Raw genomic sequence first — 21,762 nt, 5'->3', positions numbered from 1 at the left:
TATTTCCCATGCTTTCATGCAAAAATAGCCGTCTTATGCAAAGAACACTTACTAAATAGGTAACAGTCAGATGGATGTTTTTCAGGCAATGCGGGTGTTTACTCGCGTGGTGGACGCGGGCACCTTCACGGCTGCTGCACAGACGCTGGGCTTGTCCACCGCGCAGGTGTCGCGGCAGGTGTCCGAACTCGAAAGTCATCTGCAGGCACGCCTACTGCAACGTACCACCCGCCGGCTGGGGCTGACCGAGGTAGGCAGCCGTTACCTGGAGCGCTGTCGGCATATTCTCAGCGAGCTGGAAGACGCTGGCGCCGAGGCCGGTGGTGCCTACCTGATGCCCAGGGGGCGCCTGCGGGTGCACGCGATCACCGGTTTGGGCACCCATCTACTTGCACCCTTGGCCGCCCGCTATAGCGAGCTCTACCCGGAAGTGAACCTTGAGCTGACGCTCTCCCAGCGCCACCCTGACCTGCTCGAGGAGGGGCAGGATGTGGTCATTACTCTGGCCCGGGAGTTGCCCGACTCCGAACTGGTCGCTCAACTGCTCGGCACTACCTACAGCGTGGTCTGTGCGGCGCCGAGCTACCTGGGGCAGCACGGTATTCCGATGACTCTCGACGAGCTGAGCCAGCATCGCTGCCTGCGCCTGCTCGACCCGGTTTTTGGCGACAGCTGGACCTTTACCGACAACGGCGTCGAGCGGGCGATCCGTCTGGGAGAAACATTTCAGGTCAACGTCGCCGAGGCGATGGCCCAGGCGGCAGGAGAGGGTATGGGTATTTGCGTACTGCCGGACCTGATAGCGGCCAAGGCCTTCGCACAGGGCCGACTGGTACGCCTGCTGGCCGAACATCGCCTGCACGAGCGGGGTATCTATGCGCTGTACCCGTCGCGGCGCTTTCTCGATGCCAAGGTGAGAACCTGGGTGGAGTTCCTCAAGGAGCAATTACCCCTGGTATTCCGCGGTAATCGAACCCTGGTGGAAAACCCCACCTATTGGGCGTGACCCTGGGAGCAAACCGGTGTGGCCAGGGTTGATGCCCTGTCGCTTAGCGCTCTTCGATTATTACGCTAAAGGCAAAACTACCTTGCCTGGAGTTCGCTGTTTCTTGCCGGAACCACTCCTTAAGCTGATGCTCATCGAGTCATTACGAGGTGCAGCATGAAAGCAAGATACTGGATGATCGGCGTGACACTTGTCGCTCAGTGGGCAGTCGCCGACGATGCGCAGCCATACCATTATGGCCAGGCCATGGATGTCGCCAGGGTCATTTCGATCGAGATGCCTCAGGGCTGTGAGGTGGGCGAGGCGACCATGGTCTATGAGGATTCACACGGCGAGATCCATACCCTGGTGTATCTGCGCCAGGGCGAGAGCTGCGTGTATTGAGTCCGTCGCAGGACTCGGCAGTCAGCCCGATCCCTCATGGCAGGCAATGGGCTGTCAGGCACTTCGGGCGCCGTCAGTCCGCAAATAGCTCGAACATCAGTTGCCTGAGCCAGCGGTTGGCGGAGTCTCGGTGATACTTGGCGTGCCAGAACAGGTTGATATCGATTTCCGGTAGCTGCACGGGGTGGGGCAGGGCCACCAAACCGAAGGGCTGGACGCAGCACTCGGCAAAGCGCTCGGGTACCGTGGCCAGCAGATCGGTGCGCTGGAGAATATGGCCCACAGCGACGAAGTGCGGCACTTCGAGACGGATGTCCCGCTCTATCCCCAGACGCGCCATGTGTGCGTCCACTTCGCCGTGGCCGGTGGTGGCGGCGATGACCCGCACATGACCGTGAGCGCAGAAGCGCTCCAGCGTGAGCGGCTCGCTGGTGACGGGGTGGTCCTTGCGACACATGCATACGTAACGATGATGGAACAGACGGCGAGTGAAGAAGCCTGCCTGCAGGTGTGGCAGCAGGCCTACGGCGAGGTCGACGGTGCCGCTCTGCAGCGCCTCGATCAGGGATACGGAGGTGTTGCGCACGGTACTGATGCGGCAGCCTGGTGCCAGGCGGGAGAGGGCATCCATCAGGCGCGGGGTGAAGTAGATTTCACCGATATCGGTCATCGCGATGGTGAAGGTGCGTTCGCTGGTTAGCGGGTCGAAACTGTCTTGGCGACTCAGCGCCTCGCGCAGGGTATGGATGGCCAGCGACACTGGCTCAGCAAGTTGCTGGGCGTAGGGGGTAGGCTCCATACCCTGATAGGTACGCACGAACAGGTCGTCCTGCAGGGCTGTACGCAGGCGCCTGAGGGCGTTGCTCACGGTGGGCTGGGTCAGACCCAGGCTTTCCGCGGCGGTGGAGACGCGGCGGTCGATCAGCAACTGGTTGAACACCACTAGCAGGTTCAGATCCAGGTCGCGCAGGTCCATGGTCTGCCTCATAGGTTGGTAGGAATATTCAGGTTTGAAATAGTTTGTATGCAGGCTGCGGTATTTATCAATATTTCTCGTGCGCCCATGATGACTTCACTCCAACAACAACATCATGGGTACAAACATGATCACCAAGCCTGCCCTGCGTATCGGCATCATCGGCGGCGGTATTTCCGGCGTCGCCCTGGCACTGGATCTGTGCCGCCATTCCCATCTCGACGTCCAGCTCTTCGAATCCGCACCGGCCTTCGGTGAGGTGGGAGCGGGCGTTTCCTTCGGTGCTAACGCGGTGCGAGCCATTGCCGGTCTCGGCATTGCAGAGCCTTACGCCCAGGTTGCCGATCGCACCCCCGAGCCCTGGCAGGACGTGTGGTTCGAATGGCGCCGCAGCGTCGACGCCGGTTACATTGGCGCGAGCGTGGCTCCTGGCGTGGGGCAGTCTTCGGTGCACCGGGCGGATTTCCTCGACGTGCTCGCCAGCCGACTGCCGGAGGGCATTGCCCGATTCAATAAGCGCGCCGTGGGCGTGGAGCAGCACGGCGATGAGGCCTGTGTGCGCTTTACCGACGGTAGTGAATATCGCGGTGACTTGCTGATCGCCGCCGATGGCATCAAATCGGCTATTCGTGGCCATGTCCTCGAGGGTATCGGGGCCCCGCCCGCCGTGCCGCGCTTCAGTGGTACCTGCGCCTACCGTGGCATGATCGATAGCCTGCACCTGCGCGAGGCCTACCGTGCCGCTGGCGTTGACGAGCACTTGGTGGACGTGCCGCAGATGTACCTGGGCCTGGATGGCCACATCCTTACCTTTCCGGTTAAGCGGGGGCGCATCATCAACGTGGTGGCCTTCGTATCTGACCGCAGTCAGCCCGCGCCCACCTGGCCCGAGAATTCGCCCTGGGTTCGTCAGGCCAGCCAGCGTGAGATGCTCGACGCCTTCGTCGGCTGGGGCGATGCTGCGCGAATCCTGCTGGAGTGCATTCCCTCGCCAACCTACTGGGCTCTGCACGACCTCGCCGAGCTACCTGGTTATGTCCACGGCCGTGTGGCGCTGATCGGCGATGCCGCCCACGCGATGCTGCCGCACCAGGGCGCCGGGGCAGGGCAGGGGCTCGAGGACGCCTACTTCCTCGCCCGCCTGCTGGGAGATGTTCAGGTGAGTCGCGGCAACCTCGATGAGTTGCTGGCTGCCTACGACGCCTTGCGCCGCCCGCGTGCCTGCCGCGTGCAGCGTACCTCCTGGGAAGCCGGTGAACTTTACGAACTGCGTGACCCGGCAGTGGGTGATGACAAACAGGCGCTGGGAGCTACCTTGGCTAGCCGCTTCGACTGGTTGTGGAACCACGACCTCGACGCTGACGTGCGAGATGCCCGCGCTCGACTAGGTTGGACAGCCCTGAGCCACTGCGCCTAGTTGCGCGTCGTTCTACCGGAATCGGCCTCGATGCCGGTTCCGGCTCTATAACAATGACAAGAAGAGCTATGCCATGCGTGATATCGACGTTTCCGCCCTGCTTGACGGGGCCCGCTTCAATACCTTTCACGGGCGCGTGCTGTTCTGGTGCGCGCTGATCATTATCTTCGATGGCTATGATCTGGTTATCTACGGCGTGGTGCTGCCGTCGCTGATGCAAGCCTGGAACCTCTCTGCGCTGCAGGCCGGTCTGCTAGGCAGCTGCGCATTGGTGGGCATGATGCTCGGTGCACTGTTCTTCGGCCCACTGTCGGACCGGATCGGGCGCCGCAAGACCATCATGACCTGTGTGGTCCTGTTCAGCGGTTTTACCGTGATCAACGGATTCGCGCGCACTCCCGAGGAGTTTGCCATTTGCCGCTTTTTCGCCGGGCTTGGTATCGGTGGGGTGATGCCCAATGTGGTGGCGCTGATGAACGAGTACGCGCCGAAGAAAATCCGCAGCACCCTGGTGGCGATCATGTTCAGCGGTTACTCGGTGGGGGGCATGCTCTCTGCGGGTCTGGGCATGGCGTTGATGCCCAGCTGGGGCTGGCAATCGGTGTTCTTCGTGGCGGTTGTACCGCTGCTGGTGCTGCCGTTGCTGGTGCGCCAGCTGCCGGAGTCGTTGAACTTCCTGCTGCGCCAGGGGGAGGTCGAACGCGCCAAAGAGCTGCTGGCCAGGGCAGAGCCCGACTACGTGCCCAAAATGCACGACCGGCTCAATCTGGCAAAGGGGCAGGCGGGCAAGGTGGCCATCTCCCAGTTGTTCCAGGATGGTCGCGCACTGAAAACGCTGATGCTCTGGGTGGCCTTCTTCTGCTGCCTGCTGATGGTCTACGCCCTGAGTTCCTGGCTGCCGAAGCTTATGAACGCTGCCGGCTACGGCCTCAACTCCAGCCTGGCGTTCCTGCTGGTGCTGAACTTCGGCGCCATCTTCGGGGCAATCGGCGGCGGCTGGCTGGGAGATCGCATAGGCCTGGGTCGGGTACTCCTGGCGTTCTTCGCCACCGGTGCGCTGTCGCTGAGTCTATTGGCGCTGAAGTCACCGCTGCCGGTGCTCTACCTGCTGATCGGCGTGGCCGGGGCCTGCACTATCGGTACGCAGATCCTCGCCAATGCCTGCGCCGTGCAATTTTACCCCGCGCATATCCGCTCCACTGGTCTGGGCTGGGCGATGGGAATTGGCCGTATTGGCGCCATCATCGGCCCGTTGCTGGGCGGAGCTTTGCACGCCGCGCAACTGCCGTTGCAGGCGAGCTTTCTGGCGTTCGCGCTGCCGGGGCTGGTGGGCGCCGCCGCCATTATGGGTTTTCTCTGGCACCGGCCGGGTCAGGTCTGCACGCTGATGGAGAAACCTCTGGAATCGACTGCCGGCTGATCCACTGCTATCAGGAACTGAGCACCGCACCCATGTCGGGTGTGGTGCTCTGGTTGACCGCTCGCAACCGGCATATGGAACCACCATGGTCTCGGCTGCTATAGATGCCGATCCGCTGTGCGTAGTCGGATCCTAGGCTAGGCGTTGGATCATGAGAAAGCCTTGAGACTCGAAGCGGCTGCCAACTCGATGGTTAGCAGGTGCTGAGGCGCCGGTCATCACATCCATACTTTTCAATGAACGTGACGGTTGCGCTGCACGTAGCCGTACTGACAGATCTTGAGCAGATTAGCCGGATCATAATCAGGACGCCCCGTACGATGAGACCGGGCCTTGTCGAACCCCAACGCCTGAAGATCGCAGCCTGCGAAATGGGTGGGTGAAGTCCTGCACGGGATTATCAAAGCACAGAGAGTCATCGCTGCCGGCCACCAGTTCTTCACTGCCGCGAACATCGAGAGGCTGGTACATCTCGGAGCCAAGTACAGCACGAAGGCTGCAATGATCGACGATCTTCGAGACGGTCGCTGAAGACCAGTAAGACCAAGACCTCAGCGATTTCGGACGCATCTCCCGTGATGACTTTTTCAATGACGACGGAAGCGCGACCTCCTGATTTCTTGCTGGCGCAGAAACGCGCCAGCAAGCAGATGGCATGTCCGCGAGTCGAGGTCGAGCATGCGCTGGTTGCATAACTCACCCATCACCTGAGCCAAGGAAAATTTTCTCGTTCTCAAGCTATGCGCGATGGCTAAACAAGTGTGTGTTTAATGGGCGTCTAACGTCTGATTGGAAGGCTTTTCACCGAGTGTGCCCGTTGTTCGTCCAGCGAGTTGTAGTACGTATTTTGGGTAGTGCTGAGACTATTGTGACGAAGGTCAGCCTGGAGGTCCTTCATCTCTCGATATGGTGCATCAAAGGTTGCGGAGGTGTGGCGTAACCAATGCAGTGAAGCTGAACGCAACTGGTCTATTTCGTCATCGCTCCAGCCTTCCTCAGCCATACGCCCCATAGCGCGATCAAATAGCCCTTGGAGCAGCAGGCGAATATGTCGATCAGATAGCCCACCACGCCCCTTCAGGGAACTGATCAACGGTGTTTTCTCGTGGGCAGATGGCTGGGGGGAGAGCTGTAAATGCTGGCGATAGCGTATCAGGTAGTTCTGGATGTATTCGTCGCGGATGCTGATCTTGGCGGCCTTGTTGCCTTTGCCCACCACATGAAACCACCAGTTGCCCATGCTATCGCGGCGGATGTCGCCCATGGTAGGCGTCCAGTTGTCACGCCCGACCAGATCGGAGACTCGCAGGTACATGGAGAACAGAGTCGCAACGATGAACAGAGTGCGTTCGTGTGTCGGGTCGGTCGCGGCCATCTGCTCGGCAGTCTCGATCACGTAGCTCCACTGCAGCGGAGTCAGGGAACGTGACGCCACATCCAAGGTGTTGCGTTGCTTGTAGATGGATTTCTGTTTTACCGCCCGGAAGGGGTTCACCTCGGTGAGACCCTCATCAATCGCGTGTTGGAAGAAGCTGCCGCAGACTGCGAATACCTGAGCCACCGATCCCTGGGACAAGCGGTAGGGACGGGAGGGAAGGGCGGCAACGGCCTCTTCGGCAATCTTGCGTTCGCGCTTGGCCACAGTGTGACTGAAAGGTCGCCATTGCAAATTGACGATGTAGGTGTCCGTGTCGAGCTTCTTGCGACCACCCACGCGCAGGAAGCGGGACTTTACGACCGGACCTATCCAGTCGGCGGGCGGGTTGAGGCAGAACTCCATGAAGGCCTCGGCGTCCCGGCGACGCAGTTCAACAAGGGGCTTGACAGCCACCAGTAGGGACCAGAGCAGCAGCCGCTCGACGTGGGTTCGATAGGAGTTGAACGTGGCTTCGTTGCCGGCGTAGGACTTCAGAAATCCCCGAACGGCGCGATAGCCCTCGACGGCCTGGAGCTCATCGGCACAACCATGGAGGAAGTCCCGAACCGCTGGAAGCTCGCCATTGAGGTGAAGAAAGTTGAGTTCGTGGAAGCGATCAAAGGTCTCGAAAAGCGGCTGGGGATGCTGCGACATGAAGTGGTTCAACCTGGGCGAATGCGTCTATATCGGTCTTTCAGCGTAGTATAGAGCAATATCCGGGTCTGGTGATTATCGGATATTGCTTAGATTTCTCCGATCAATCCTCGCTGTCCTTCTTAAAATCTGTAACCCCATGATCCTTACAAATAATACGTTTAATAACATGCAGTTACGATTGGAGTCGGATTTTTAAATGGGAGAAATGAGTCTGCCGGGCGTCCCGCCAGAGAAGCTTATAGGCCAGGAATTTAAGCTAGCGGGGAACGCTCTATCAACCATAATACCTTCCATAGGTATAAGCCAAGCTGAAAATGCCTAGATATTTCTGCAACTCGGCAGGGCGGAAGCTTTGCGCACGAATCTTTGCGCCGCTTTCTTTCAAAAAACGCATACTGCCACCAAGCAGGATATTCCAGTGCTCACCGCCTTTGTCTGTAGAAGTAATGCTTGCATGAGCTTTCATAAGCGCTTCTTTAACAATGCTTCGTATTTGTCGCACGGAAAGACCGGGGCGCCCGTGACTAGCCTCCAAGATAGGGATTTCTTCGTTCTGCTCTGGGAACGGGGGTAGTCCTCGGCTTTTTCGATAGCGTCTCAAGTAGGGCAGGAACTCTGGAGTGACTTCAACTTTCCTTAGCAGCCGACCTGGCGCCTCTAGTATCAACCACCATCTGGCATCGTCTAGAACAAAGCAATTCATGCATGGGCAGTAGTTATCAGCATTTGCAAGGTCTGCAGCATGCAAACACATAAGAGTCGTTGCTGCTATTATAAAAAGAGCACGCTCACCAGCAGGATCACCCAGCGCATGAAATTCTAGCGCTTGCAGAACCTGACCTAATTGCTCGGAAGTTAAATATCGTTCCACAGGGTAAGTAGCGCGCATTCCTCTTCCATAGAAAGTTCGTGATGATATAGCTGGATTTATCGCTATCACATCTTCCTCGCAGAGAAAACCATAAAATGAACTACAAACGCTACGAATGAAACGCAAGGTTTCCACTTTAGGGCTGCGCGCCCCTACATCTTTAGATGCTCGAATATTGAAAGGCCGCCATGATTCATTGAAAACCGAATTACCATCGACTTGAGCGAATCTAGCGGTTGTAGAAAATCCAACCCAATTTGAAGGTGGCATCTTGCAAAAAGTAATAAAATTCGTAAACGTCTCTTTATCTAGTGTCAGTACAGTTTTTTCGGCGACAATCCAGCTCCATAGGAGCAAACGTTCAACGAATGTTCGGTAATTATTAAAGGTTCCAAGCGGGTGACTATGATATGCAAGAAAGCGGATAGCGCATTTTAAGTCCGTTTCTACATCAAGATTAGCGGAGAGACTACTGAGGAAGGCTTCGATGCAGGGGTAGCGAGCGTAGTACAGCCCGAGATCGAGAGACATACTTTCGGGACCAGCAAGGACAGGCCGAGGGTCTATGACTTTTGACATTGACGATCCCATTGGTCTAAAAGGAAGTCACGAGTACTCTTGAAAAATAGCACAGTATTTAGTCTTCTTTTTAGGCTTTTTAAACAGGCAAAAGCCTCATCAGGATTCTCCTTTTTTAACCGTTAACGAGGGGGGGCAAGGGAAACCTTGACAGCGGAGAATGCTGCATCTCACTGATATCTTGGTATTTTTTTTAATCAGTCATTTTCTACTTTTTCATCAGGCGTCACAAATGGACAGCTCACGAACATATCTGACATAGCACATAATTTAACATAATATACATTATGCGAACCTACATATGCAGAACTGTGGGCCTGTTGTGGTCAGATTTTATGCCTGGCGCTGCCTCTCGCCCTCAGACCTGAGGCCCAACGGGCCGAAAAAACAAACCCTCCATTTCACTTGCTCGCTTGCAACCCCGTTTTTCATTCTTCAGGATAACGTCCCATTCCAACGTTTGAATAAGGTTCTTCCCATGAAGCTACTGCGCATCTGGCGCGATCGTCAGGAACGCAAAGCGCTGCGTGCACTGCCGAAGCTTGAGCGTGCAACACAAAAACTGCGCAACCGTTATCCGCAATTCAGCTTTGGAATTGGCACCTATGGCGATCTCAAGGTACATGACTGGCATGAAGGAACCACATTGCGTGTAGGCGCTTATACGTCGATTGCCGGTAACGTCGAAGTCTATCTGGGCGGTCATCATCGCGTCGACTGGCTAAGCTGTTATCCGTTTCCCGCCAAGGTCGAAGAAGTTGCCTACATCACTGACTTCGGCGGCAGCAATGGCGACGTCGTGATCGGCAATGATTGCTGGATCAGTTCCCATGCAAAGATTCTTTCGGGTATCACCATTGGCGATGGCGCCGTTGTGCCGGCCGGTGCGCTGGTGACCAAAGATGTCGCGCCCTATTCCATAGTAGGCGGAAATCCCGCCAAGTTTATCCGTTGGCGTTTTGATGAGCCTGTTCGCCAGGTCTTGGAAGAATCCGCCTGGTGGTATTGGCCTGAGACCGAGGTACGTAGCGTTGCACATCTGCTGTGCTCCTCTGATATCGAGCCGTTTATCGAGTACTTAAAACAACGCCAGTAAACGGGAAGAATATAGCTCGACTAAATGACTATTTAGTTGAGCTATTAATATGCTCCTTCATCCCTTCCTACCTACTCTACAACTAAGAAAGGTCTGAAGTAGCCAGAAACTTACGCGTAAGTTTCAACTTTCGCCTTTTGCAAACCCGAATAACATCCGTGGCGAGTCCACTAGCAGCGCACGCATAAGCTCCGTCGAGCACTCCAGTGCTTGAAGTTGATCGATCACCGTATCGAAACCGACGCCTTCTTCATGTTGCGTGTGCGGCCAGTCGCTGCCCCACACCAAACGGCGACGGCCGAAGCTCTGCTCCAGCAGCGGTAACGCCATCCGGGCAAACTCGAGGTTCTGTTGTGGCGTACCTTCCAGTCGATAGATACCGGACACCTTCATCCACACTTGCCCGCTCAGCCCCAGTTCCAGCACCTCGGAATAACCTGGCTGATCAAGGCCAAAACGCGCGTCCGGACGCCCCAAGTGATCGATGACGAGTTTGATCCCAAACGGCATCAGTTGACGAATCAGTTTCGGTAAATCCTCCACCTGGCGGTGCAACTCCACGTGCCAGTCCAGTTCAGCGATGTGGCCGAAGAAGTCCTTCCAGGCAGCGTCGTGAAAGTCAGGCAAGGCTTTGCCCATGAGGTTCAAGCGAATGCCGACCACGCCCAGCCGAGCCATGTCGTTCAACATGACGCGGCTGACACCTCGCTCCAGCACCACCACCCCTCGCAATCGCTCCGGCACCTGCCTCAGCGCCGCCAGCAGGTAGTTATTGTCGGTGCCGAGAAAACTCGGCTGCACCAATACACCATGACTCAGGCCATGGGCTTGCAAGTGCTTCAGATACTGCGCAAGTGTGGCGTCGTAGCCAGGGGTATAGCGTCGTGCAGCGGCCAGGTTCAGCTCGCGGCTGAACACATGAGCGTGGGAGTCGATGCCGGTGATCGGCGCAGGACAGGTATCAGGCATGGATTTCATCTATCGAAGGTAATGGTCATCAGGCCCGGGCGGTCTCGTTGCCGTCGACCGTGGTTTGCACCGGTGCAGTCGATGCCACGAGACTGCGCCCACGGGTTTCCGGCAGGCAAAGTGCCGCGATCACCGCCACACCGTAGGCGACCCCTGCGTCGATGCCAATTGCAGACCCCAAGGACATGGAGTCGCTCATGTGGCCGACCAGGAACGGGAACACCGCGGAAAGCACTCGGCCAAAGTTGTAGCAGAAACCGACACCGGCGCCGCGCACGTCCGCTGGATACAACTCGTTGAACAGCGCACCAAGACTCGCCGGAATGCCAGCCGCGAAGAAGCCGAGCGGAAACCCCAGGAACAGCATCTGGGTATTGGTCAGCGGCAGGAACACATAGCACTGCACGGTGACGACACAGCACAACGCAAACAACACGATGTTTTTGCGACGGCCAATACGGTCGATCAAAAATCCGCTGACCACACAGCCACACCAGAAGGCGAAGATAATCACCGCCAGGTAGCCGCCAGAGTTCAGCACCGACAGGTTGCGCTCTGTCTTGAGGAACGTCGGCAGCCAGGTCATCACTGCGTGGTAGCCGCCGTGCGCGCCGAGGCCCAACAGACCACCGAACAGCGTCACGCGGATGAGTTCAGGGCGGAAAATGCCGGCCAGCGATTTGAAGAAACTTTGCGGGATGGCGTTTTCTTTTTGCAGGCGCTGGAAGCTGTCGGGCTCCTCAACGTTGCGACGTACCCAGATGATCAGGAACGACGGCAGCAATCCGACCAGGAACATCACACGCCAGGCCATGTCCTGGGGTACAAAGGAGTAAATCAGCGTAAACACCCCTACCGCCAGCCCCCAACCTACGGCCCAGGCGCTTTGCACCGTTCCCATGACCTTGCCGCGATATTGAGGGTTGATTGTCTCAGCCATCAGCACTGCGCCGGCAGCCCATTCGCCACCGATGCCGAAACCCTGGAGCGCTTTGACGATCAAGAGCTGATTGAATCCCGTCACGAACGCGGACAGAAAGGTGAAGACCGAGAACCACAAAATCATCCACTGAAGTGTGCGTACCCGGCCGTAGCGGTCGGACAACGTCCCCCCTACCCAGCCACCAATGGCTGAAGTGACCAGGGTGACACCACTGATCAGCCCGGCGTCGCCCTTGGTCAGGGCGAACGCGGCGATCAACGCCGGAATCGCCAGGCCGAACATTTGTACTTCCAGCGCATCGAGCGACCATCCGCCGAAGCAGGCCCAAAACGTCTTGCGCTCCCGAGGAGTGACTTGGCGATACCAGCTAAACATGATTCTTATCCTTATAGGTGGAACGTGAGGCAGCCGAGAGCGAACCGCGCCGCTACGAGGCCAGTCAGAACAGACAAAACGATCAAACCAGCGGCGACCGACTCGCCGCTGAACGAAACGCTACCCAGGCACGGGTCAGCGAATATCCACGCGGTAACGGAAGTGCTCGGCATGCCCGCGAGAACGACGCCACTCCAGCGGTGTACCGGCGTAATCACGCGCCAGCCTCTCGATCACCACCACCGGGCTGTTGACCGGGACTTGCAGCAATCGCGCGTACACGTCATTCACCGACTCAGCGGTCAGCGTTTCTTCGGCCGAGGCGACGACCTGACCGCAGACCTCTTCATAGATCGGATACAACAACGGCCCTTTGCTACTCAGGTCGATCTCCAGCAGCGGCTGAAAGCGATTGCGGGATAACCAGATTTCTTCGGCGAGCACCGGCTGAACATCAAGCAGACGCACACGAACAATGCGGATCACCGGCGCGTCGAGTGGCAGCCCCAACGCCTGGGCCACCGCCGAGGGCGCGGCCACCGGTTCGATCGACAGGATGCGACTCTCTGGCACCCGGCGCTCGCCGGCAGCGGTTTGAAAACGGAAGAATCGGAACAGCGAAGATTGGAACTGAGGCCGGCGAATGAAAGTGCCTCGACCTTGCTGACGTTCCAGGATACCTTCACTGACCAATGCATCGACCGCTTTGCGCACGGTGCCAGTAGACAGTTGGTATTCCGCTGAAAGCGCAGCTTCGGTGGGAATCGCTTCCCCCGGACGCCAGCGATTGTTGGCGATCTGTTCAGCCAAATGGTCACGCAGGCGTTGGTAAAGCGGCAAGCGAACATCACTGGAAAGAGAACTCATCGACTTTGTTCACCTTGTTATCTAGTCATATATATGAATATGGAGGCGAGTATTTCCCCATACAGCTTCGCTGTCAATAAGGGGCAAGGCACTTTGCTGACGAATGGCGGGGCCAAGCCGTAGCCAATCTGCGTCAGTTCGACTCGGAAATCCTCACCGTTGTCTCCCCTGCCCTCACCGCAGACTAAGCACCCATTAGCCGCCACTACTCACTGGACAATAAGCCTTCGGTGAGCATCGATACTGCTTGCTCCGGCGAAGTCAGCGCGGTGTCTATGCAAAACGGCGCTTCGGCCCACGCTTCATATTCGTGATCCAACACAGATTGCCAGGTTGCTGGAATCAACCCGGGAATATCACCCAGCCTCGTTTCTATGCGGCGCCGATGTTCGTTTTTATCCGAACAAATCACTTCAATATTTACCAACCGAACACCCGCTTTTGAGGCGGTTTCGTTCCACGCCATTCGGCTTTCGATGACTGGATTTACGCAATCAACGATGACCATACGGCCTAGACGAAGATTACTCAGGGCGAGTTCATTCGCGACCATGTAGCCACTGCGCCCCACGTCTTGCGCAAGAGCACCGGAGTTTCGAATCGCTTGTTCGATCGTATCGATCCGCAGGTAGAGGGCGCCTGTCGTAGCGACGAGGGCCTTGGCGATAGTGGTTTTTCCAGTGCCCGGAAGGCCGCTGAATACGATAAGCATTGTCTGTCCTTGGAAGAGTGCGAACACAATGTACCTTGTAACGTCGGTCATCAGATCACCGTTTAAGTTATGCCTCCCACAAGAAATCTGACACCTCCATCATTCCTCCATGGTTCCTCCCATAAAACCCAACATTCTTTGCGCACAATCAGCATCTCTAAAGTCATCGCCGATTAAGCGGTGGGCGCTTGGATGACTAACTGACGGCCTGAAAAAGATGCTCCAAGGGTGCCTCAGCAACCCCATGCTTCAATCCCGGCCAGATCAGCCCCCTGCTTCAAATTCAAACTGAATGGCAAAATAAGGAGTGGCTATGTCTTTTAATATTGGGCTCAGCGGGCTGTATGCGGCCAACAAACAGTTGGATGTCACTGGCAATAACATCGCCAACGTCGCCACCACCGGTTTCAAATCATCCCGTGCAGAATTTGCTGATATCTATGCGGCTGCCAAGCTGGGTACTGGGCACAATGCTATCGGTAATGGTGTGAACCTGTCCGCTGTGTCCCAGCAGTTCACTCAAGGCGATGTCAACGGCAGTGGCGGCACACTGGATATGGCGATCCAAGGCGGTGGTTTTTTTGTGCAGAAAGGCAGCGACGGCTCTCTGCAGTACACCCGTAACGGTGCCTTCAGCGCAGACAAAGATGGCTACATCACCAACAATACGGGCACCTCACGCCTGCAAGGCTACGCCGCAGACGCCGACGGCAAGATCATCAAGGGCGGGTTGACCGACCTGCGGCTGAACCTGTCGAACTTGCCGCCAAAGGCTTCCAGCAAGGTGGACTCCACCAGCAACCTGAACGCGTCTGCGCCGGCGATCAACCAAGCCACCAAGCCGTTCGACCCAACCGACACCAGCAGCTTCACGACCCAATACAGCACCACCTTGTACGACACCCAAGGCAACTCGCACGCTATGGTGCAGTACATGGTGAAGACGGACGCCAATAAATGGATGTCTTACACCCTGATCGATGGGCGAAACCCAGACGGTACGGCAATCAGTGGCATTGCCGGTGTCGCGCCGAGGGGTTCCCTTTTGACATTTGATACGTCGGGCACTCTTTCGACTATCACGATCCCCCCCTCCGCAACGTCCAATACCACCCTGACGATTACCGACTGGAAGCCGGGCGCACTGGAAAACGGAGCATGGAAATATAACGGCGCTGCCGCCAACCCGGCCGGCGTTGCCATCAACATGGCCAACATTACACAGTACAACTCAGCCAGCTATCGCAACCCACCGATCACCGATGGTTACGCGACGGGGCAAATCACCGGCCTGAAAATCGACGGTAGCGGTGTGATGTTCGCCACGTTCAGCAACCAACAAAGTAAAGCCATCGGCCAGCTATCGCTGGCGAGTTTCAACAACGAGCAAGGCCTGCAGCCGGCAGGCGGCACTGCCTGGAAGGAAACCTTCGCTTCCGGCCAGCCGGGTTATGACGTCCCTCAGGCCGGAACACTCGGATCGATCGTCGCCAATGCTCTGGAGAACTCCAACGTTAACCTGACCACCGAGTTGATGAACCTGATCAAGGCCCAGAGCAACTACCAGGCAAACGCCAAGACGATTTCGACCGAAAGCACCATCAACAAGACGTTACTCCAGATGACGTGAGGCTCGTTCGGAAGTCAATTGTGTTTGCCCTCCCCGACAAATCCTAACCACGCAAAACGGCCGCCAAGGAGATTTGGATGCTTCCTGCACTGTATGTCGCAAAAACGGGGCTTTCTGCCCAGGACACTAACCTGACCACTATTTCCAACAATCTGGCGAACGTCTCGACTACCGGCTTCAAACGTGATCGCGCCGAGTTTCAAGACCTTGTCTATCAGATCAAACGACAGCCAGGCGCACAGTCAACCCAGAACAGCGCACTGCCCTCTGGCCTGCAACTAGGCACCGGGGTGCATGTCGTCGGCACCCAGAAAAACTTCTCTGCCGGCAGCCTGCAAACGACCGGTCAACCTCTGGACCTGGCGCTGAACGGCCGTGGTTTTTTCCAGATACTGCAGCCCGACGGCAGCCTTTCCTACACTAGGGACGGCACGTTCCACTTAAATGCAAACGGTCAGATCGTCACAGCGAATGGGTTCGCCCTGGAACCGGCGATCGTTGTCCCCAACAACGCCCAGACATTCACCGTGGGCCAGGACGGGACTGTATCGATCACTGTCGCCGGCAGCCCTGCCTCGCAGGTGATTGGCAATCTGCAGATAGCCGATTTCATTAATCCGGCAGGCTTGCAAGCACAAGGCGCCAACCTCTTTTTGGAAACCGCCGCCAGCGGGGCTCCTCAAGTCGGCACTCCAGGAGTCAATGGTATCGGCACAACATTGCAGAGCACCTTGGAAACCTCAAACGTGAGTACCGTTGAAGAGATGGTCAACATGATCACCACTCAACGAGCCTATGAAATGAACTCCAAAGTTGTCTCTACCGCAAAAGAGATGCTAGGCAACCTTACAAAGAGTCTTTGATTGAGTAACGAGACAGCACCGATTCAATGCTGCCATGACGACTGTCACGATCGTATATCCCTAGCCGCCAGCCTACCAAACACCCAAACCTCATCCCTCAGCCATCACGAATTGCCGATGGCTGCTGGCGTTAGGATTGAGTCGAGTTGTCTAAATCAGCGGTGATGCTCAGAGCCGAAATCGATCCACCGACTGCGACAATTTCCCCGCCAACGCAGACAACTCGTCCGTCGTCGAGGCCGTCGTGCCGATCACCTGGCTGTTGCGCTGCGACATGCTGGCAATCATCTCCACTTGATGGGCAATTTCGTTACTGGCCAGGCTTTGCTCGCTGATGGTGCGGGAGATGTCGTTGACCAACTCAGTGGTGTTGAGGGTGGCCTGGAGAATCTCGCGGATGGCGCGCTCGACTTCGGCGGTCACGGCCATGCCTTTGTCCACTTGTGTGACGCCCTCCTCCATGCTGGTCACCGCTTCGCGGGTGTTTTGCTGGATACGGCCGACCATGCTGGCAATTTCCTGGGTCGAGGCGCTGGTGCGTCCGGCCAGGCTGCGCACTTCATCGGCGACTACCGCAAAACCGCGCCCCTGTTCACCGGCACGGGCGGCTTCGATCGCGGCATTCAGGGCCAGCAGATTGGTTTGATCGGCAATGCCCTTGATGACCTGGATAATGCTGAAGATTGCCTCGGACTCCTTGTCCAGCGTGCGGATGACGTGAGCCGACTGCTGCGCCGAACGGGCAATGCCGGCCATGTCACTGACCACTTGGTGGATCACCCGACCGCCGTCCTTGGCCAAGGCTTCTGCCTGGTTGGCCATGTTCAGTGCGCGCGCCGCATGTTGGGTGATTTCCTCGATACTGGCGGTCATTTCACTGGCCGCCGCCGCCATGGTGCTGGCGGCGCTACTTTGCTGCTGACTGCTGCCCGCCACCTCATGGCAACCCTGGCTCAGTTGCTCGCTCATGCCATTGACGCCATGGGCATTGCTGCGCACCACTTCGATCATGCCGCGCAGGTCCCGCTGCATGGTGCCGAGGCTGCGTATCAGCGCGCTGGCCTCGTCCTTGCGCTGGGGCTCGACAATCGGTTCGCTCAAATTGCCACGGGCGATGCTGTCGGCGATGCGGCTTGCGGCCTGCAACGGCCCCATGATGCTCCGCGAAACCCAGCGGCCCTGCGCCAGGAGCAGCAGCAGGCTCGCAATCAACACCACGCCCAAGGTGAAGTTGGCGTTGCTGATGGTTTGTCGGGTGCCGATGCTGGTTTGCTGCGTATTGTTTTCGATCAGCTCGCTGAGGCTCGCCATCTGACCTTCCAACTGGCTGAAGGCTGTATTGAAGGTCTCCAGTTCGCCGCGAGCGGCCTCCGGGTTGTCCAGCGCGAGTGCCGTAATGCGTTCAGCAGCGCTGATATAGGTATCCAGGCTGGGTTTGATTTTTTCCAGGCTGGTCTTGAGCGTGTCGCCCAGCGGCAGCTTGAGGTTGTCCTCCAGCACCTGGCGAAAGTGCTCGGCATGCTCCTTGAGCGAGTTGCCGACCTCGGCCTGGGTGCTGGTGCTTTTACCCAACCCGACCAACATCGCCGACAACACATCGGCGCGCAGGGCATCGTGCATCATGTCGGCTTCCATGTGGTTGCGCAGCACCGTCATGCTGATCTCGTTATCCTGCACGGCATCGGCCATCCGGACGTTTCCCAGGTAACCGGCCAGGCTCATGATCAAAGCTGTGAGCAACCCGGTCGCAATCAATAGCCACAAGCGTAATTTGATCGTCATGCTGGTCATCCCCGTAGCCTGGACAGCCGGTTGGGAACCCAACCGCTAGAGCGTCACTGATACTGTTATCGGCATAGGCTCCCTGTTATTGAAGCTCAATTGCGCAGATCTGCGCAGATAAACTCAAAGCCTTATCCGCCTTGTTTGCGCGGGGGCGGTTCTTTAAGCTGACCGACCTTTGCTTCACCCGGAACTGCCCATGCCTAAACGTATCGCCCGCCTTGCTTTGCTGCTAGGTCTGATCACGGCCGTCGGCCCCTTCGCCATCGATATCTACCTGCCGGCGCTGCCGACCCTGGGCGCCAGCCTGCAGGCCTCGCCGGCAGCGGTGCAGATGAGCCTCACGGTGTTCTTCATGATCATCGGCGTCTGCCAGCTGTTTTATGGCCCGATCAGCGATGTGTTCGGGCGCAAGCCGCCGATCTATGCCGGGTTGGTGATCTTCGCCGTGGGCAGTATCGGCTGCGCCCTGGCGCCAAGCATCGAAGTGCTGATTGGTTTTCGCGCCGTGCAGGCGTTCGGCGCGTGCGCGGGGATGGTGATTCCCCGGGCGATTGTGCGTGACCTGTATACCGGCCATGAAGCGGCGCGTCTGATGGCTTTGCTGATGTTGGTGATGAGTGTGTCGCCGATCCTCGCGCCATTGGCCGGTAGCCTGGTGATTGCGCTCTGGAGTTGGCGCGAGGTGTTTGCCGTGCTGGCGGTGGTGGCCGTGTTGTGCCTGGGCATGACCATCGTGCAATTGCCTGAAACCCACCCCGCCGAGCGCCGACTGGGCAAGACCCTGGGGCATGCATTCAGCAGTTATGGGGCGTTGTTGCGCGACCCGGTGTTCATCGGTTTATCGGTGGTGTGCGGGTTCGGCCTGGCAACGTTCTTTGTGTTTATCGGCAGCGCGCCGTTCGTATACATCGAGTACTTCGGGTTGACCCCGACCCAATTCAGCCTGTGCTTTGCGCTGAACGCAGCGTCATTTTTTGCCATGAGCCAGCTCACCGCCCGCCTGAGCGCACGCTTCGGGCTGGCACCGCTGATTCGCTGGTCGGTGGTGGGTGTGGCGGCGGTCATGGTGGTGTTGGCCGCCACCACGCTGTGGGGCAGTCACCTTGCCTTGATGATGACACTGCTGTTTATCGGTTTCGGCTTTCTCGGTTTGCTGTTACCGGCGGCCGGTGTGTTGTCCCTGGAGGATCATGGCGCGGTGGCGGGTTCCGCGTCGGCACTGCTCGGCGCGATCCAGATGATCACGGCCGCGGTCTCCATGACCCTGGTGGGAATCTTCGCCGATCACACCCCCGCGCCGATGTTGGTTGGCATCGCCTTGTGTGCGGTCGCGGCGATGCTCACCACGTTGTGGACCTTGCGCCGTTTACCGGCGCACCTGCTGCCCGGAGCCCCGCCTTCCTCCTAAGCCATGCTCGAGGATGGAACACGGCGACCGCGCTCGCCAGCGGCTACAGGTCAAACCGATCCACCGCGCGCCGGCGCTCATTGTCATCGCGCATGTCATAGCTGGCGGTGGTCTGGATATTGGTGTGGTGCGCAAGTTTTTGTGCAATCGACAGGTCATGTTCCTCGATCACCCGCGTGATGAAGGACCGCCGGAAATCATGGGGCATGATCGTCACCCCGACTTGCTGACCGCGCTGGCGGGCGATGTAGTAAATCGCATGCTTGGTGATGCGTTCGCGGGTGATGTGGCTGCCCCGGCGAATGCGGTTGAACAGGAACGCATCGTCTGGCTCGCCCTCCTTGAGCTGTTCGCGCCGGAATTCGAGCCAGGCCTGTAATTTGGCGAAGGCCCAGCCCGGCGCGTATTTGATCAGTTCCTTGTTGCCCTTGCCGATCACGCGCAGGCTGCGCTCGCCAAAGTTGATCTGCGCCAGGTCGAGGTTGACCGACTCCGACTTGCGCATGCCTGAGCCATACAAGATGCTGATCACTGCAGCATCGCGCAGGCCCTGGGGGCGCGGATCGGCAGCGCACACATCCATCATTTCGCGGATCAACGTGCGACGCAGGTTGCGCCCCTGGCTCAGGCGTGTGCCGGGCGCAGCCTTGACCGTGCGGATTTTCAGCAGGTGTTCCTGGCTGATCAGACTCATGCGCCAGGCTTCGTTCATGACCCCGCGCACAGCGTTGACATACAGCGATGAGGTATTGGGCGCGTAGCCGTCCTCGCGCAAGGCCGCAACCAGCGCGATCACCTGTTCGGGTTGCAGCAGGTGCCAGTCGATCTCCTCAAGGTTGATGTCCTCGAAGCCCAGGCGGTCGGCGGCATCCTGCAGCACGTAACGCATGGTCAGTTGGCTGGAGGGCGCCAGGCGGGTGAGGTAGAGGGTCAGAGGGTTGCGGATAGACTCAGTCAAGGTAGATCAGCCTTTGGATTAAATACCTCGAGTAACCAATTGTTTATTCGAGGTATTTATTGAATTGGCGACGGCCGAGTCTAACGCACGATCGGCCCTGGCGCCAAATCACGGGGCGCTCTCTTCGTCCTCGGTCGGCTCCTGGGACGGGGTCTGCGCCTGGCCCCATTCAGCATCCTGTTTCTGCATCAGCGCGAACCAGTGCTGACGCATGAACGTCAGGTAGGCCTCCGGCGCCTTGGCAAAGTCTTTCTCGTCGCTGTAGCAACCCGGCAAAGGCAACTCGGTGCCCTGCTCCTTGTACTGGCTGACCAACGCCTGTTGCCCGGCGACGCTGCAATCCCTGGGCAGCGGCATGCCACGCAGTGCCCCGGCCTCTTCGTCCCACCAGGCGGCGCCGACCCGGTCGACCCCGCGCAGGCGGTACTTCTGCGCCTTGCCGACATGCATGATCAGTTTGAATTCATTGGGGCTGACATCACTGGTGCAGGTGCGCGTGTAACCCACCGTAGCCTGGGTGGTGCCGTCGCCGGCAAGGTCGGTGACTTTGGTCGCCGCCATGTCGAAGCGCAGCGCGGCATCGAATTCACAGTGCTGCACGTCGTCGTAGAGCATCCACATGCGCTTGGGGCGGTCACCGTCGATCAGATACTGGGCCGCGTAGACAAACGCCGACTGGGTGCCGTCATCCTCGCGTTCGCTGATTTGCTCGGCCAACACCAGCAGGTTCTTGCCCTGGCGGTCGTCCCAGGTGTAGGCGGCAACTTCCTTGCCGCGCACTTCAACCCCTTCCGGCAGTTGGACCACCGTGGTCAGCGCCACTGCGTCATCGGCGCATGCGGTGGTGACGCAGGCTGCGCTCATCAACAATCCCATCAACACCGGCCGCCATTGGCCGCCTAAACGCTGCACGCTATTCATCCGAGTACCCTGGCAAGAGATGGCTTACTTTACCGGCACTTGAGGCGCAATGCAGAGAAGATTCTTCAATAAACACACGTAGCAGACACTGCCGCCACGCACCACGCAGATCCGCGCCTACTCAGTGGAGCCCGGCGTCATGTAAAACGTTCCTATTACGCTAAATAAACAACGCCCTCAGTGCCTTAGTTGTGTAGCTGAACCCTAGCTGTCTACCTGTCAAATAAACGAGTTTTTCATACGGCTTTCATATTCGTTGAACATTTTTACGCTTAATCTTGGCCGCAGGACTTGAGAACGAACCGCACTGTGCCGAGTAACTTGTTGATTCGTCTTTATCTTTGTAATTTTTGATCTTTACTCTCGGCGGCACATGGAAGATCTCAATAACCCATCAGGATGGTCGGATGAACACACCAACTCCACAGCAGGTTCAACCAGACACCCGCCTTTTCGGCCAGTGACTGTTGTCTTTACGCTCCAAGTTGCTCAAACCCCGAGGTCATGA

Annotated in this window: 18 protein-coding genes and 1 pseudogene; 8 read left to right on the top strand and 11 right to left on the bottom strand. The window is 57.8% G+C overall.

Going from position 1 to position 21,762, the window contains the following annotated elements:
* Positions 1-70 precede the first annotated feature (70 nt).
* A complete protein-coding gene (locus tag RGV59_RS20505) occupies positions 71-1,006 on the top strand; it encodes a LysR family transcriptional regulator (protein WP_023629250.1) in 936 nt (311 codons plus the stop codon).
* A 156-nt stretch (positions 1,007-1,162) separates the two neighbouring features.
* Entirely contained in the window at positions 1,163-1,390 is a 228-nt protein-coding gene (locus RGV59_RS20500) for a DUF2790 domain-containing protein (RefSeq protein WP_023629249.1), read from the top strand.
* Between the two features lie 73 nt (positions 1,391-1,463).
* Here the strand turns inward: RGV59_RS20500 and RGV59_RS20495 are convergent, their stop codons facing one another.
* Positions 1,464-2,366, bottom strand: coding sequence for a LysR family transcriptional regulator (locus tag RGV59_RS20495; RefSeq protein WP_023629248.1), 903 nt, complete (start codon positions 2,364-2,366; stop codon positions 1,464-1,466).
* A gap of 127 nt (positions 2,367-2,493) precedes the next feature.
* On the opposite strand from RGV59_RS20495, the gene salA reads away from it, so the two are divergent.
* Both salA and RGV59_RS20485 read left to right on the top strand, forming a co-directional pair.
* Positions 2,494-3,783, top strand: coding sequence for a salicylate 1-monooxygenase (gene salA, locus RGV59_RS20490; RefSeq protein WP_024075419.1), 1,290 nt, complete (start codon positions 2,494-2,496; stop codon positions 3,781-3,783).
* Positions 3,784-3,856: 73 nt separating this feature from the next.
* The gene (locus RGV59_RS20485; protein WP_023629719.1) at positions 3,857-5,203 is read left to right on the top strand and encodes an MFS transporter; all 1,347 of its coding nucleotides are present in this window, start codon (positions 3,857-3,859) and stop codon (positions 5,201-5,203) included.
* Between the two features lie 778 nt (positions 5,204-5,981).
* Here RGV59_RS20485 and RGV59_RS20480 read toward each other — a convergent pair.
* Both RGV59_RS20480 and RGV59_RS20475 read right to left on the bottom strand, forming a co-directional pair.
* Positions 5,982-7,274, bottom strand: coding sequence for a tyrosine-type recombinase/integrase (locus RGV59_RS20480; protein WP_028688854.1), 1,293 nt, complete (start codon positions 7,272-7,274; stop codon positions 5,982-5,984).
* A gap of 277 nt (positions 7,275-7,551) precedes the next feature.
* Positions 7,552-8,679, bottom strand: a complete 1,128-nt coding sequence (locus tag RGV59_RS20475) for an integrase (protein ID WP_073663301.1) — start codon at positions 8,677-8,679, stop codon at positions 7,552-7,554.
* 526 nt (positions 8,680-9,205) lie between these two features.
* Between RGV59_RS20475 and RGV59_RS20470 the strand changes: the two genes are divergently transcribed.
* On the top strand, positions 9,206-9,823 hold the full coding sequence (locus tag RGV59_RS20470) for a CatB-related O-acetyltransferase (RefSeq protein WP_322247033.1): 618 nt from the start codon (positions 9,206-9,208) through the stop codon (positions 9,821-9,823).
* 123 nt (positions 9,824-9,946) lie between these two features.
* On the opposite strand, the gene RGV59_RS20465 is transcribed toward RGV59_RS20470, so the two are convergent.
* The 4 genes from RGV59_RS20465 to RGV59_RS20450 all read right to left on the bottom strand — a co-directional run bounded on the left by RGV59_RS20465 (position 9,947) and on the right by RGV59_RS20450 (position 13,689).
* Positions 9,947-10,792, bottom strand: coding sequence for an amidohydrolase family protein (locus tag RGV59_RS20465; protein WP_102617095.1), 846 nt, complete (start codon positions 10,790-10,792; stop codon positions 9,947-9,949).
* Positions 10,793-10,820: 28 nt separating this feature from the next.
* Entirely contained in the window at positions 10,821-12,110 is a 1,290-nt protein-coding gene (locus RGV59_RS20460) for an MFS transporter (protein ID WP_046489496.1), read from the bottom strand.
* A 135-nt stretch (positions 12,111-12,245) separates the two neighbouring features.
* Positions 12,246-12,977 carry a GntR family transcriptional regulator gene (locus RGV59_RS20455; RefSeq protein ID WP_126585241.1) on the bottom strand — a complete coding sequence of 244 codons (732 nt, stop codon included), beginning with the start codon at positions 12,975-12,977 and terminating at the stop codon, positions 12,246-12,248.
* Between the two features lie 205 nt (positions 12,978-13,182).
* Positions 13,183-13,689 (bottom strand): AAA family ATPase, encoded by a 507-nt coding sequence (locus tag RGV59_RS20450; RefSeq protein ID WP_126585240.1) that lies wholly within the window; start codon positions 13,687-13,689, stop codon positions 13,183-13,185.
* 313 nt (positions 13,690-14,002) lie between these two features.
* Here RGV59_RS20450 and flgE point away from each other — a divergent pair, with 313 nt between their 5' ends.
* Both flgE and flgG read left to right on the top strand, forming a co-directional pair.
* Positions 14,003-15,319, top strand: a complete 1,317-nt coding sequence (gene flgE / locus RGV59_RS20445; RefSeq protein ID WP_126585239.1) for a flagellar hook protein FlgE — start codon at positions 14,003-14,005, stop codon at positions 15,317-15,319.
* Positions 15,320-15,396: 77 nt separating this feature from the next.
* Positions 15,397-16,182: a flagellar basal-body rod protein FlgG gene (gene flgG, locus RGV59_RS20440; protein WP_057004138.1), complete on the top strand. Its 786-nt coding sequence runs from the start codon at positions 15,397-15,399 to the stop codon at positions 16,180-16,182.
* 168 nt (positions 16,183-16,350) lie between these two features.
* Here the strand turns inward: flgG and RGV59_RS31810 are convergent, their stop codons facing one another.
* Together RGV59_RS31810 and RGV59_RS31805 are read right to left on the bottom strand one after the other, a co-directional pair.
* On the bottom strand, positions 16,351-17,076 hold the full coding sequence (locus RGV59_RS31810; protein ID WP_370737550.1) for a methyl-accepting chemotaxis protein: 726 nt from the start codon (positions 17,074-17,076) through the stop codon (positions 16,351-16,353).
* Positions 17,077-17,208: 132 nt separating this feature from the next.
* A pseudogene (locus tag RGV59_RS31805) lies at positions 17,209-17,964 on the bottom strand (HAMP domain-containing protein); the annotation flags it as partial.
* A 199-nt stretch (positions 17,965-18,163) separates the two neighbouring features.
* Here RGV59_RS31805 and RGV59_RS20430 point away from each other — a divergent pair.
* Entirely contained in the window at positions 18,164-19,375 is a 1,212-nt protein-coding gene (locus tag RGV59_RS20430) for a multidrug effflux MFS transporter (RefSeq protein ID WP_017846243.1), read from the top strand.
* Positions 19,376-19,418: 43 nt separating this feature from the next.
* Here RGV59_RS20430 and RGV59_RS20425 read toward each other — a convergent pair whose 3' ends face one another.
* Positions 19,419-20,333: a site-specific integrase gene (locus tag RGV59_RS20425; protein ID WP_046489493.1), complete on the bottom strand. Its 915-nt coding sequence runs from the start codon at positions 20,331-20,333 to the stop codon at positions 19,419-19,421.
* A gap of 108 nt (positions 20,334-20,441) precedes the next feature.
* Positions 20,442-21,254 (bottom strand): M949_RS01915 family surface polysaccharide biosynthesis protein, encoded by an 813-nt coding sequence (locus RGV59_RS20420; RefSeq protein ID WP_017846245.1) that lies wholly within the window; start codon positions 21,252-21,254, stop codon positions 20,442-20,444.
* Positions 21,255-21,762: the final 508 nt, after the last annotated feature.

This window comes from Pseudomonas sp. FG1 (assembly GCF_034313875.1).
GTDB classification, from domain to species: domain Bacteria; phylum Pseudomonadota; class Gammaproteobacteria; order Pseudomonadales; family Pseudomonadaceae; genus Aquipseudomonas; species Aquipseudomonas veronii.
This window is presented reverse-complemented; position numbering and strand designations above follow the sequence as displayed.